Source organism: Mycoplasma sp. 527 (assembly GCF_053851595.1).
The window spans coordinates 25731-40819 of the sequence record NZ_JBSQAY010000006.1 but is presented as its reverse complement, the minus strand read 5'-3'; the positions used below and the strand labels follow the sequence as shown (position 1 = coordinate 40819).

11 protein-coding genes are annotated in these 15089 nt (G+C 28.8%); all 11 read right to left on the bottom strand.

Annotation, left to right across the window (positions count from 1 at the left end; all coding sequences use genetic code 4):
- Nucleotides 1-345: 345 nt before the first annotated feature.
- The 11 genes from secA to ACWXVQ_RS02870 all read right to left on the bottom strand — a co-directional run bounded on the left by secA (nt 346) and on the right by ACWXVQ_RS02870 (nt 15063).
- Entirely contained in the window at nt 346-2934 is a 2589-nt protein-coding gene (secA, locus tag ACWXVQ_RS02920) for a preprotein translocase subunit SecA (RefSeq protein ID WP_438340333.1), read from the bottom strand.
- Between the two features lie 95 nt (nt 2935-3029).
- The gene (locus ACWXVQ_RS02915; RefSeq protein ID WP_456013576.1) at nt 3030-3221 is read right to left on the bottom strand and encodes a hypothetical protein; all 192 of its coding nucleotides are present in this window, start codon (nt 3219-3221) and stop codon (nt 3030-3032) included.
- A 3-nt stretch (nt 3222-3224) separates the two neighbouring features.
- Complete coding sequence (locus ACWXVQ_RS02910) at nt 3225-4259, bottom strand: carbohydrate ABC transporter permease (RefSeq protein ID WP_455993653.1); 1035 nt, start codon at nt 4257-4259, stop codon at nt 3225-3227.
- Nucleotides 4201-5211, bottom strand: a complete 1011-nt coding sequence (locus ACWXVQ_RS02905) for a carbohydrate ABC transporter permease (RefSeq protein ID WP_438340336.1) — start codon at nt 5209-5211, stop codon at nt 4201-4203. The genes ACWXVQ_RS02910 and ACWXVQ_RS02905 overlap by 59 nt, the downstream gene beginning before the upstream one ends.
- On the bottom strand, nt 5211-7166 hold the full coding sequence (locus ACWXVQ_RS02900; protein WP_456013574.1) for an ATP-binding cassette domain-containing protein: 1956 nt from the start codon (nt 7164-7166) through the stop codon (nt 5211-5213). Before ACWXVQ_RS02900 ends, ACWXVQ_RS02905 begins: the two co-directional genes overlap by 1 nt.
- Nucleotides 7167-8135, bottom strand: a complete 969-nt coding sequence (locus tag ACWXVQ_RS02895; RefSeq protein WP_456013573.1) for a thermonuclease family protein — start codon at nt 8133-8135, stop codon at nt 7167-7169.
- A gap of 53 nt (nt 8136-8188) precedes the next feature.
- Nucleotides 8189-10312 (bottom strand): P68 family surface lipoprotein, encoded by a 2124-nt coding sequence (locus ACWXVQ_RS02890; RefSeq protein WP_456013571.1) that lies wholly within the window; start codon nt 10310-10312, stop codon nt 8189-8191.
- 249 nt (nt 10313-10561) lie between these two features.
- Nucleotides 10562-11416 (bottom strand): DNA-binding protein WhiA, encoded by an 855-nt coding sequence (gene whiA, locus ACWXVQ_RS02885; RefSeq protein ID WP_438340340.1) that lies wholly within the window; start codon nt 11414-11416, stop codon nt 10562-10564.
- Between the two features lie 83 nt (nt 11417-11499).
- A complete protein-coding gene (gene lysS / locus ACWXVQ_RS02880) occupies nt 11500-12966 on the bottom strand; it encodes a lysine--tRNA ligase (RefSeq protein WP_438340341.1) in 1467 nt (488 codons plus the stop codon).
- Nucleotides 12967-12996: 30 nt separating this feature from the next.
- Complete coding sequence (hinT, locus tag ACWXVQ_RS02875; protein ID WP_438340342.1) at nt 12997-13320, bottom strand: histidine triad protein HinT; 324 nt, start codon at nt 13318-13320, stop codon at nt 12997-12999.
- A 12-nt stretch (nt 13321-13332) separates the two neighbouring features.
- Complete coding sequence (locus ACWXVQ_RS02870) at nt 13333-15063, bottom strand: HinT-interacting membrane complex lipoprotein P60 (RefSeq protein WP_456013569.1); 1731 nt, start codon at nt 15061-15063, stop codon at nt 13333-13335.
- Nucleotides 15064-15089 lie beyond the last annotated feature (26 nt).

The following is a 15089-nucleotide window of genomic DNA, read 5'->3' as shown; positions in this document are numbered from 1 at the left end:
AAACAGGTAAAAATCCTAGAAAAAGTAATTTGCTTTTTTTCATTTTTCTCCTTATGTTTAATTGAGTTTATAAAGTATATTTTATAGTATTTTTTTTTTTTTTTGTTTTGGCATAATTTCGCGATTAATGCTCTAATTATGACCAAAATTTAGACAAAGCCAAGGCATTTATGAAGGCACTTTTTACTACTTAACATTATTCTAATTTACGTCATTGATCTAATAAAAAAGATATTTACTGCGAAAATATCACTAACATAAATTAGTTTTATTTAATTCGCTATTCAATCATTAAACTAAGAAATAAAAAAATGGCAAAACAGCCACTTTTTTGAACAAATTAATTTAATTTGTTCTTTTTGTTGTGGAATCAAAACCCTCTAATTTTAGTTTAAATTCGCGCAAAACTTCATTCTTTTGATTATTAAGAATTTCAACTATTTCTTCTGCACTTTTTCCTTCAGAAACTAGCCGTTTTCTTTCTGATTCAAGTAAAAAGTTAATAAATTCATTTGCAGCATTAATGCTTTCTTGAATATTGTTTGGATTAATATTATTTGCCAATCAAGGAAAATCAATTTGGCTATTTGAGGAAGGCAATGCCTCATAGTTATTCAATAAGTTAATACTACATTCCATTGCTATTCTATCAGTAAGTTCCTTAAATTTTTTTGAACCTAATTTAGTGTAAATTTGATATGGGTTTTTTTGAGCATACTGAACTAAATGAGTGCTACGACGCAATTTGTCCATAACATTAATATGGTCTTGCCATCCTGAATCAAAAACATTTAGGATAATATTTCTTTCTGATTTTACTAATGAAGTTAAACCATATTTTTCAATTATGTTTTGTCTTAAACGGTCATATTCCTTTTTTCAGATATTTGTTATATAATTTTTTAACTCTTCACGATCCATTTTTATAATTTCACCTGGTTCAAATTGATGCTGAGTTAATAGCATAAAATTACGATTTAGATATTCGGCAAAATTGTCAAAATCCATTGTGTCATTTTTCTTAACAAAATAAGGATTATTAACAATTTGCTTAACAGCCACATTAAACATCTTGTATATAATTGAACCCAAATCGTCTCGTTCCAAAATTAAGTCGCGTTGTTCGTATATTAGGTCACGTTGTTGCCTAATAACGTCGTCAAAATTTAAAACACTTTTACGACTATCATAGTTAAAACCTTCAATTTTCTTTTGCGCTTTTAAAAAGGCTGAACGAATTAATTCGCCAGGAATAGGATTTGAACCATATTCCTTAAATATTTCCTTTCATCTATCTTGAACAGAAAATCTCAAAATTAATTGGTCATCTAACGATAAAAAGAATTTAGTATAACCTATATCCCCTTGACGGCCAGAACGACCCTTAAGTTGATTATCAATACGACGTGATTCGGCTTTTTCTGTTCCTAAAACGTATAAACCGCCATGTTCAATAGCTTCTTTTGTTGGCTTAATATCCGTTCCACGTCCTGCCATATTAGTAGCAATAGTTACAGCACTTGCTTGGCCAGCCTTTGAAATTATTTCAGCTTCGCTAGCATCCTGTTTTGCGTTTAAAACAGTATGTGGTATGCCTTCTTGCAATAAATATTCATGCAGAACCTCAGAATCTTCGACTTGTGCTGTTCCAATCAAAATAGGTTGTTTACGCTGAAAGGCTCTTTTTACTTCTTTAACAACGGCCATTCATTTAGAATGCATATCAACATAAATTTCATCTTTTTCATCTTTTCTAATAACTGGTTTATTTGTTGGAACAACATTAACACGCATATTATAGATATCAATAAATTCCTTTTCTTCCGTTTTGGCAGTACCAGTCATACCACTAATTTTTTTAAATAATCTAAAGAAATTTTGATATGTAATAGTAGCAAGTGTCTTTGTTTCTGATTCAATCTCAACTCTTTCCTTCGCTTGAATTGCTTGCTGCAAACCTTCGGAATAGGCGCGACCTTCCATAATACGACCAGTAAACGAATCTACGAGTTCGATCTTATCATTTCTAACAATATATTCAACGTCAAGCTTCATAACTTTATGAGCTCTTAATGAATTTTGAATTCTATGAACAAGCTCCGAATTTTCAAGATCATATAGATTTCTTAAATTAAAATATTTATTTGCTTTTTCAATTCCTTCATCAGTAAGATAAACAGATTTTGTTTCTTCGTCAATAAAGTAATCATTTTGGTTTAATGTTCTTACAAATAAATCTGCAATAGTATACATTGTACTTTCTTCATGATCACCACCGGATATAATCAGTGGTGTTTTAGCTTCATCAATTAGAATAGAATCAACCTCATCTAATAAAATATAATCAAGTCCTCTTTGAACTTTTTCTTCTTTTGACATAACCATATTATCTCTTAGATAGTCAAAACCTAATTCTGAATGAACCGAATAAACAACATCACATGCATAAGCTTCTCTTTTTAAATTAGTATGCATTTGTGCTTTATTAATACCAACACTTAAACCGAGAAATTTAAAAACTTGCCCCATTTCCTCAGCATCACGTTCTGCTAAATACTCATTAACTGTTGAAACAATAACACTATTGCCACCAATAGCATTTAAATAAACGGGAGCGATAGATGTAATAGTTTTTCCCTCACCTGTTTTCATTTCTGCAACAGAACCTAAATCAAGAATAATACCACCTATCATTTGCACATCATAAGGTCTTTTGCCTAAAATTCTTTTTGTTGCTTCACGTGAAACAGCAAAAACTTCAGGTCTAATATCATCCTGACTCTCGCCTAATCTAATTCTTTCGCGAAATTCAATTGTTTTATTTTTCAGTTCCTCATCGCTTAATTTGGCAATACTTTCTTCTAATTGATTAATTTTTTTTAATGTTTGCTCTGCAATACGCATTTCAGTTGATTTGAATTTAAAAAATTTCATAATTTAATATTTTATATTAAATTTAGCAAAAAATAGACAAATTAAAACAGACCTATTATAAAGATCTGTTTTAATTTGATTTTGTATATTCTATTTTAACTCAATAATCTTAATGTGTCTTGAGTGAATATATTAGTTACACCAACAATTAAACCATAGATTATGAATCCTAGTATAACTAAACCAGCAACAACAACTATTAAAATTCCTACAAAACTCAAAACTCTTTTTCCAACTTTTTTTGTTTTTTGTTGATCATTTATAATACTGTAATTTTTATAATCCATAGTTTATCCTTTTGTTGCATTTCCTTGTCTAGAAATAGCAGCCATAATTCTCTTTCTTAAAACAAAGTACACAATCATCATAGGCAAAATAGCTAAAATTGTGGCAGCCATTCTTACCGATAAAATTATTTGTGCTTCACCACCATCTACTTCAACTCTACCGGTTGTAAATAATCATAAGTTAATTGGTGCATAATAACCAGCAGTTTTACCAGGTGCTGCATCTCACAATAATGCAGGTCATGTATATGAATTCCATGAAGCAAGAGCGGTCAAAATAATAACTGTTCATGTTGTGGCTTTAACCATAGGTAAAGCTACATTAAAAAAGTACTTAATTCCACTTGCCCCGTCAAGCATTGATGATTCCTTAACTGAATTTGGAATAGCTTCAAAAGCGTTTTTATACATATATGCATTAAAAATTGATGTAGCAAATGGGACAACCATTGAAATAATAATTAATGGATTTTTAGTACCGATTCAACCGGCTTTAGAAACTAACGTATATTGTAAAGACAATAAAGTAATTTCAGGAATAACTAACAATGATAATAGCATTCCGAAAAATGCATTTTTTCCTCTTCAATTTCTAAGAGATAATGCATAACCAAGTGTAGTTGCAAAGAATAATCTGACAACAACAGATAAAGCTGTAAATCCAGCTGTGAATACTAGTGCTTGTAGATAACCTTCCTGTAGCGATTGTAGGAAATTACTAAAGTAAAAACTAGTTCCCAAATTGCCGCCAAACTCTTTACCATTTGACAAGAATTTTTCATAATCAAATGGTCATCAAGCAATCTTTGAACCTGGTTGGCCATAAAATCTTGGGTCAACAAGCGATTGCTCAATCATAAAGTAAAACGGAAGAACAACTAAGAAACTAAAGAATGTTAATATAGCAATTTTAAATGATCAAGAGAATATTTTGCCTCATACATTTGTTGTTGAATAAGGCTTGGACATTAATTCTTGTTTAGATTTTAAAGCTGATTTTTCTCTTTTGTATCTCAGCTTTAAGCTTGTTGATAACATTTCTTTCTCCCAATTTAGTTTTTAGTTTAAAAATTGATGATACTGATTTCTTCAATGTAAATGAAACTAAGGTACCTAGTATAAATAAGAACACTGAAGCAGCAGCGGTTCTTCCGAATTCTCCAGATTTTGTTGCTTGAAAAATGTAAAGCAATAACGTACTACCATTTTCTGTAATAGAAGCTGAGGCATCGTTATTATATAAGGCCAACGGAAAGACCTTAATACCATTAATAATTCCTATCGTAAATAAGAATGAAATTGTTTTTTGAATTGAAGGTAGGGTAATTTTAAAGAATTGAGACCCACTACTTGCGCCATCAATTGCTGACGATTTATATAAGTCAGGATTAACTGATAACATTGATGTGGTTAGAATTAACACTTGAAAGGCCAATCCTCCTCAAATCCCACGGATCAAGATCACTATAAAGGGATTTCATCTATTACCTGAACCATACAACAGTGGAAAGATAGCACCTTCACTTGTTTTACCAAAAATAGCTGAGAATGTTAGCGAAACAGCTACAGCACCAGTCATGTATGGCAAGAAGAAAACAGTTTGTCAAAAACTACGTGCATATCTTCTAATTACCGTTGTAATAGCAGAACTTATTAATATTGATATTGAAAGCCCTATTGGTAGAGCTACAACGGCATATAGCAATGAATTAACAACTGCTACATCAAATTTAGGATCATTAAAAACCCCTGCTTTTCCTTTTGTTTGATAATAATTTGCTATTGATCATCCGAATCCTCTAAATGATGTTGGGGCACGGAATGATACAATAATAACAAGAATAAATGGAATAATAATCATAAACGCCAAGGCAATTAAGGAAGGCAACATCAATAAAAATGGTTTTCAAAATGGTGTTTTAGTATTTAATATACTTAGAGCTTCCCCTGTCTTTTTGATACGATATTTTTTTCAAAAGTAAGTGTTCATTAAACTCTTTCCTTTGTATCAACATCAAACAAATGGTACAATTCTTTTCTTTTAATACTTAATCTAACGTTTTCACCAATTTCATATTTTGTTTTAGCTGAAAGGAAAACATTAGCAATCTTATCAATTGATTTTATATAAATTTGGGCTTGGATTTCTTTTCCTAGATATTCAACTAATTTAATATCACCAGTAATAATTCCGTTTTCGTCTTCAACCAACGATTCACCGCGAAATCCTAAGTCAATAGTTGCTTTTTTGTAATTTTCAGGGGCTTTAATTAATTTTTGTCCTTCGTAATATACATATCCATCTTTAATTGGTGTTTCAAAAATAGTCATTTCAGGAACACCAAGGAATTTAGCAACAAATTCATTTTTAGGCGTTAAATAAAGTTCCATTGGAGCGCCAATTTGTTGAACTTTGGCAGTAGACATGCAAATAATTTTGTCACTAATAGACATAGCTTCTTCCTGATCGTGGGTAACAAAGACTGTTGTAATTCCAAGTTCTTGTTGAATAGAACGTATCCATTTTCTTGTAGAAACACGTAGCTTAGCATCAAGGTTTGATAAAGGTTCATCCAATAGAAGAATCTTTGGTTTCTTAACAATAGCTCTAGCAATAGCAACACGTTGTTGTTGCCCACCTGATAACTGCGTTGGTCTCTTACGTAAATTTTTAGTAATTTCAACTCTTTGAGCAACATCTAAAACATCTCTAATAATTGCTTCTTCTATTGTTAAAACATCTTTGCCTAAAATTCTAATTTCTTTTTGTAAATCATCCGGCAATAAAGCAATCAACTCATTTAATGACTTCTTTAAATTTCTTGTTTTTATATTATTGCTTTCTAAAATTGGAATAATTAAAGAACGAATAGCTTCTTTGTATACTGTTTCCGTCTCAATCTTCGTATGTTTTAAACGTTCCTTAATTTGCTTAATTTGCATTCCGATAGGATCAATCTTTTGAACAGCAATTTTTTCTCTTAAAATTTGTTTTGCTTCATTGACCTTTTGAGTATATTCAAGTCTACTTTCATTATATCTTTTAACATACTCATTTTTAAGATTCTTAATCTTTTCTTTAAGATGTTGTTTAATTTCTTTTCGTTTATTAGAAAATTCAACTATAATACTCTTTTGCTTTTCAAATAAGTCGCCACACCCTGACTTATCTCTAACCATCATAATTTCAATTTGTTCTTTAATTTCACTTATTCTTGCAGCGCGTTCAATTTCTAAGTCATTAAGTAACTTATTTGTTTCTTCCCTAACATCTTTAATATCTTTTAAAACTTTTTTAGTTAGATTAGATAAGATAGCTGTTTTTTTAGTAACAATGAAATTATAGTTATTTACTTCATTATCAATAATATTGTTATATTGTGTTTTTAACTCAGTTAAATAATTTCTTGTTTCGCGCGGATTATCAATAGTGTGGTATAGTTTTGTTCTTGTTTCAGAAATAAGTTCTTCAGAAACACCATAGAACTTAAATATTAGTTCAAATATTTTTTGTTGAGCTAATTTTGATTTTTCAATAATTTCTTCTTTTCAGTGTTTATCATTCAATAGTGGAAATGCTATGTTATCATAAACAGTCATATGAGGGTATAAAGCGTAATTTTGGAACACTAACCCCAATTCTCTTTGTTGAGGTGAAAACTTTGTAACATCTACACCAGAGAAAAATAACTTTCCACTTGTAGGACGCAATAATCCAGAAATGGCATTCAGAGTAGTAGTTTTACCTGAACCTGAAGGGCCTAGTAATGTAACTAACTCTCCTTTTTCAATCGCAAAAGAAGCATTATCAACAGCTAGTGATTCACCAAAGTCAATGACTAAATCCTTGACTTCGATCGCAGGAACTAATTTTTTAGCCTGATAACGTTCTTGAGAAAAACCGTGAATATGGCTTTGCGTTATTTTTTTATTTTCCTTTTTCATTTATTTTGCTTCTTTCTTTGATTGTTTAGTTCCTAAAAATTCAAAAATATTATTTTGTGGATTAACAAATTTTTGTTTATTTTTTTTCTCAATATTAAATGGATACATAAATTGATACGCATCATTAATCAAATCAGAGCCATGAGCTTGATATTCTTTTGACAAATCAACTGGCAATTTAAATTTAAGGTTAAGGTCTTGACCGCCGACAGAAATATTAACACCTTCTTTAGCATAAAATCCTTTATTGTTGAAATATCCGTCATTAAAAGCCCTTGCAGCATAAGGTAATAAATAAGATAATACTGCGCTCTTTTCAGTTTTTTCATAATCATTAACAAATGTTTTAAAATCTAAAGCGTCAATTCTTGGTAATGTCCAACCATTAGCCAACATTTCAATACTAAAGTTTTTTTCAAATGAATCGCCAAAGAATACATACGCAACGTATCTACTATATGAATTATTAGACCAATTATCAGATACTAGTCTTACATTTTTACCTTGAAGAATACCCTCAACATAAGCACTATCAAGATTTGATAATTTTCTTTCACGCTCTGTTGTATCCTTAGTATTTTGCTCTAAAGTATCAATTAATGGAATTCTAATCTTAATTTTTTGTCCATTCTCAAAGGTTGTTTTTGAGGTCAGATTTTTTTTGATTGTAACTTCGATAGTATCACCATCAAATACTTGAGTTACTTGCCCCTCAACAGCCCCAAAGTTTTCTCATAATGATAAAGCGATTTTTTTAGTTGTCCCTTTTTCCACATCATCAATAATTTCAGTTTCAATAACATTATCTAATGTTTTCCCAACACTGTGATAATTGCTAGGTTCAAATAAAAAAGTAGCATTTAATTTTAAATTATCATAGTATTCTTTTGTTTTTTCATTTTGACAAGAAACGGACAATAGTGGAAAGGTAAAAATTGGTGCTAATAAAAATAATTTTATTTTTTTCATTTCTTCCCTTTTGTTAAAAAAACACAAAAATTTTGTATTTTTTTATTTTGATATTATGCAAATAATTTAAGAATTTCATTAATAAAATCTTCAAATTTAACTGGTTTTTTATTTAAAACCTTGTTAACAATAGCTCTACCAGCGGAACCAATTGATTCTCTTAGTTTATCAGAAGATGTTGAATAAACGTCTTCTGCCGGTTGATATTCATTGCTGTTTGTTTGGATTTTTTTGAAGTTTTCAAATGCAATTTTTGATGCTTTATTTAAACCTTTAATTTTATTTACATCTTGATTAATGTAATCTGCGGTTGGCGAAATATAGCTACCAAAGTAATTAAATGCATCAATTGGCTTAACATCTTCATATTTAGTAGTTTTACCTTTATTTGTAAAACTTATTGATGCTATTTTTTCCTTAAACAATCATTGTACAAATAATTGGGTTGCCTTATCTTCTTTTTCATTAGCATGAATCAAAACAAGTGAAGGCCCTTGAATAAATACTGATTTTTTATCTTTAGAAGCATCTTTAACCAATGGAGTACTAATTCAATCAGCATCATCAAAATTCAATAATTTTTCAGCGGTAAATACTAATTGTGAAATTAAACTCTTATCAACTAATACATATGAACTTCCATCATTAACAAATGTTGGACCTAATGAAACTACTTTCTTTATTTCTTCAGCACTAAGTGCAATTTTTAGTGTGCTTGATAAAACTAGGTTATTTTTTTCAACGCTTCCGGCTAATAAGCGATAATTATTATTTTTCTTAAATTCATCAGCTAATTTTGCCCCGACTTCTTTAGATGCTAATTGTTTATCATATTGGCCAACAGTAGTACCTTGTGATAAATTATTTGCATAGATATTATTTGTATGTCTTCCTGATCTGAATTTTAATACAACATCTTTACTATCTTTTTCGTCTTTATTTACAAGTTCATATAATTTTTCAACTTTATTTTTTTGATCCTTAATATAATTTATTGTTTCTGTATTACCACTTATATATGTATGTGAGTATCCGGCTGTTGAACCAATGCTTATTGCCATATTATGTTTAGTTAATAAGCTTGAACCATAAGCTCCACCACCGCCAATTCAAACTGCTCCAGATTTAATACCATCAAAAATAGTTTTTGTTATTTTTTTAAATAATTCATTTTGGAATGTGCCATTTTGTTTAAATGATTCATAATCATATCCACCAGTAAGATCATGACCTGATGAAGGATTAATATATTGTTCACTTACATTACCCTTAGTGATAGCAACATTCATAACATTAACAACTGATGCTAATGAGTCAATGCCTAAAATAGGTTTATTTAAATCATTTGGATATAATTTTTTGGCAGCAATAGCAAAATTAATTAATTTATCATATTCTTGAAAAATTGAGTCATCAAGTGTTAAATTTAGTTCTAAGATACTTTTTTTAGCAGCTTGCATATCAGTAGCTTTGCTCTTTTCTCACTCAGCATCTACATATTTAGCATCACTTTCCGAAGTTTTTTCATAATATTTAATGTATTCTTTAACTTTTGTAGTCAAAGCATCTTCGCCCATTTTAACACCAGCAGCTTCTAATTCTTTTAATAATTTACCTAAAAGAACCTTATTAACTGATTGCATTTCAGAAGATCTTGAAAATGGAACTACTCATTTTTCTTTTGATTCTAGATTACCACCAATTTCATCATTAACATGCTTAAATGCTTCGGCAATATTCAAATTTTCATAAACATCATTTGGTAAAGCCAAATTCATGTCCAACTTTGCCAATATAGATGCAGCAGTTGGGTAGTTAATCATTATATTTCAAAATTCTTTTGTTTCTTTTGCACTTAATTTAGTTTCTAAGGCATTTGTTGAATAACCATTTGGTGTAAAAACGATTTCAACAGGTAAATAACCTTTTTCAGTCTTTTTAGCTTGTTCTTCAGCTGAACCAGATTTTAATCATTTGTTAAATTCACTAACAATAGTTTTTAATCCAATACCTTGAACATTATTTTCAGAAAAACCAGTAGCAATTTTTAATTTGCCATCATAAACTTGGTCATATCTAGCACTAGAATGTGAAGGACCACATGATGCCAAAAACATAGGGACTGCAAAAAGTGATAAACCACTTAATGAGAATAAAATTTTATTACTTCTTTTCATTATTTATCCTTTCATTTTTTTACTTAAAAACAAAAAACAATAACGATCAGAAAACTAATCGTTATTGTTCAGTTGTGAAATGTGAGTTTTGATTTGTGTAATTCACAATATAAATTTTACTACTTTTTAAATTTTATTAATTTAATAAAAGCGACGGATTTTTATCAATTCATTCGATTTTAAACCTAAAAATAGCATTTAAATTGCTAAGAAACTTATGCAAATTAATTTTAAAATATATTATTTTTTCTAGGTTTTGGCTAGTTTAACATTTTTTGAACTATATTTCTTCACAAATGTTCTTAATTTTATTAACGAATGATTTAATGATGATCTTGACTTATAAATTTTTTTATTAGCCAATAGTTCCACCAGGTTAGATAGACTACTATCAAGATTATTTTTTTTAATTTTAAAGAAAGCTAATTCCTGCTTAGTAAAAAGAAATGTTAGGTTATTTTTTTGCACAAAATCATAGTTTTCTAAAAACTGGATATTAGCATTAGCAATTCGTTGTTGATTATATATATCAAAGTTTGTAATGCGATTTATATTATTAAAATAATCTCGTTCAATTTTATATTCTTCAAGTTGATAATATGAATTAACCGTTTCAATGGCTTTTAAAAAATCACAAATATGTTCAATTTTTTTTAAATAAATTAAAAATTTATTTTCTCTTTTTAATAATTTAAATTCAAGATTATATTTATTTAGTATAGTCAAACATTGTAAAGCATTATCAAAATTATAAAACTTCAATTCAAGATGATTTGAAGAACTCTCAAAATTTGAGACTGAGCCCGATGCCAAAAAGATGCCAGAAAAATATTCACGTTCATATTTTAATTTTCCGTTATAAAAATCTGCAATTTCAATAACAAACTCATTTTTTCTTTCTAAAAAATAAGGAATTGATTGTTCTACTAAAAGCTGCTTAATAAATTCAAATATTATTTTATTATTAATGATTAATTTAAAAGCATTTTCTTCTATTTTTGACGTAGCAAAAACACCACTTAACAAGTTTAATTTATCTTGTTTTTTTAATGGTCTATTTATAATTTCTTCTTTGATTGTTTGAGTAAACGTTTTATTTCCCATAAGTTTATTTTAGTTATATTATATTAACACATTTTTAAATAAATAAAATATGTCCTTTATTGTGGAACATATTTTATTTAAAATTATTTTATTTCTTTTAATTGTGGAAATAAGAGAATATCTCTAATTGAATCATTTTGAGTTAGAAGCATTACCAAACGGTCGATCCCAATTCCGCAGCCACCTGTTGGCGGAAGACCATATTCTAAAGCGTTAACAAAATCTCAATCAATTTCGTTTGCTTCTTCATTACCGTTTTCTCTTTCCTCAAGTTGGGACTCAAATCTTTCTAGCTGATCAATAGGATCTGAAAGCTCAGTAAACATATTAGCAAATTCTTTGGTTCCAATAAATAATTCTGCTCTTTGAGTAAAACGGTCATCATCTAATTCTTTAAATGCTAAGGGGCTAATCTCAATGGGATGGCCATAAACAAATGTAGGTTGTATTAATGTTTCTTCGATATATTTCTCAAATAGTTCATTAATAACGTGACCTAACTTATAATATTTTTGCGTCTTGATTCCATGTTGTTTAGCTAATTCAAGGGCCTGAGCATCACTTAAATTACGGACATTAATTCCTATTTTTTGCGAAACGGCATCAACCATATTAATCTTTGCAAAAGGGTATTTAAATTCTATTTCATAGCCGTTAAATTTAACATTTTTAATATTTAACTTTGTGGTTAAGTGTTTAAATACGCCTTCCGTTCTTTCCATCATTCCTCACATATCTGAATATGCTTCATAAAATTCAATTGAGGTAAATTCAGGATTGTGTGTACTATCAACCCCTTCATTACGGAAAATACGTCCAATTTCATAAACTCTTTCCAGGCCACCAACAATACATTTTTTTAATGGCAATTCTGTGGCTATTCTTAAATAGAATTCACGGTTTAAGGCATTATAAAATGTTTTAAAAGGTCTAGCTGCAGCTCCACCTAATATCGGTTGCAATACAGGAGTGTCAACTTCGAGATAATCTAAATTATCAAAAAATTCACGTACACCTTTAATAATTTTGGTTCTTAAGATAAAAGTATTTTTTGATTCTTCATTAACTATTGTATCAACATAACGATGTCTACGTCTTTCTTCTGCATCAACTAAACCATGGTATTTATCAGGTAATGGCTTTAATGACTTTGTTAATAAAACAAGTTTTGAGGCTTTGATCATTAATGCTTCAGTATGGGTTTTAGAGATAAAACCCTCAACACTAATAATGTCACCTAGATCTAATTGTTTTAAAACTTCTTGAGAAAATTCATCTAATATTTTTTTATCAATATAAATTTGCATTTTACCATTACGGTCCTGTAATACTAAAAAAGGACCACGTTGAGCAACAACCCTACCATTAAAAACAACAAATTTATTTTCAGCATCAATTGCTTCTCTTGTTTTGCTTTCATACAATTTCATTATTTCTTGCGATGAAATAGTTGGTCTAATAGTTGAATTAAATGCTCTAATATTTTTTTGCGCTAATATTGAAATTTTGTTTCTTCTTATTTGTTCTTGTTCTGAATATTTTCTTTCCATAAATTTATATAATCTTTCAAAAATAATATCCTAATCGTAATAAGGAATGATGTGAATATGTGTTCTAAAAATTGCTTGTCCAGCAGCTTCATTATTATTTATAACTAATTTGAAACCAGAAGCATTAAGCTTATCTGTTTGTAATAAAGCTAATTTTCTAGCTTTTTTGACCAATTTAACCAAGTCTTCTTCTTCAATATCATATAAGTTTTGCGAAAACTCTTTTGGTACAACCAAGAAATGGCCTTTTTCTACTGGATCAATATCTAGAAAAGCAATAACATCAGCATCCTCATAAATAATTGTTGCGGGTATTTCTCTATCAATAATTCTCTGGAATGTATCTTTTTCCATAATTTTCTTTTTTTAAATTAATCCTTCCACTTTAAATAATTCTAAAACAATTGGGTTTAGCTCTGTTAACTTAAATCCTAGATTGTCTATTATATATTTATTAGCCTCTCTAAACAAAGTGTTTCCTTTTGAGACAACAATATAGTTAGCAATAATACTTTGTTGCGTTGCATCATTTCATGGGGTATTTTCAAAAGTAAAAATTTTCTTATCAACAATTTCATTTTTTAGATTTTTTACTTTTTTAGATAAATATAATGGTGCTAATTTAATTACATATGAAGCATCAATTTTTTTATCATTAATAACATCGATAAATGTTGGATACTTATCTAGGTTATAATCATTTGCATTAGTTTGGTCTATAAATTTCTTATCCTTATATTCTAATTCAGCACTAAAATCGTAATAATGTCTCGATCCAAGTTCCTTAATACTCAATCTCATTGGTGCTCTTAGAATTTGACCACTAAAAGTTATCGAGTCTTTTAATTCAAACATAAGAGTATATTTTTTGCTTTCTAAAGTTATTTCTTTAGTAAATACTTTTTCATTATCATTTTGTCTTGTAAGGCCTTCAAATTCAATATCCTTAGCATTAAATACTTTTAAATTTTCTTCCTTATCTTGTTTAGATTTAAGTGATGCTGTGGCCTTAATTTTTGGTAACTTCTTTTCTTGAGCAAGAATTTTTGCTAATTTAAAATAGTCCTGGTCTAATACTTTTTTAGTTTTTGGATCTACAAAACCAAAAACAGGTGAAGTAAACTTTTTGGCTGTGTAAAATGAGTTTGATAAATCGCCTGTTGTTTCTGAATTAGCAACAATTCCGTTAAATGCTCTTAATGTTTTAAGTTCAAATCCTTCTGAAGCACCAGTTTTTAAAATATATTCGGGATGTTTGGCAACCGGATTGTAATCATACTGTTGAGTTTTTTTAGGATTATATGATGCTAGATTGTTAAAATCGTTAAAGGTTGAAATATTTGCCTTACCAATTCTTAAATTCATATCTTTTGTATCAGTAAATGATCATCTTTGGATAAGGGGGGTTTCAAGAAGATACTTAATTAGATAAAGATTATTACTTGAAAAATCAAGGGCATCATAAATATCTTTTTTTAACAATGTAGTTGAATCTTTCTTTATTTCCTCTTCAAGACTTACTTGATATTTATCTAGGCCATTTTGATTAACGGATAGTTTTTTAAACTCATCTCTTGATTTTAATAGATAAATTTTAGAAACTAGCATTTTTTCTAACTCTAATCTAAGATTTTCCTGCAAGAACTTAGAATTCTTCATTAAAAATATAAATTCATCTTCGCTAGGAATATTTTCGGGGGCTGGATTATAGGTGCTAGTATCAATATTTAATCGAATAAAATCATGTTTTAGATTTCAAAACTTTTGAGCATCAGTATTTAGTGAAACAGAGGCATAATATTTAAATAAGTCATATAAATCTTTATGAAGCTGATTATTTTTATTTTCAATCGCAAAAGCAATTTTGTCTTTTTGATTAATATTTTTTAAATCATTAACATAAAATTTTTCAAGATATGTATCAACAACTGATAAAATCATTTGATTCTTTGATGTTTGCTGTTTTAAAAAACCTGATTGATAACCCGGGGTTTCAGTATTATTTTGTGATTTATTATTTGCACATGATACTAGTAATGGAACACCAGAAAATATTAGAGGTGATAAACTAAGCAATACTTTTGAAAGTTTTTTCATTTTTTTTCCTTTCCTTATAAAAATTT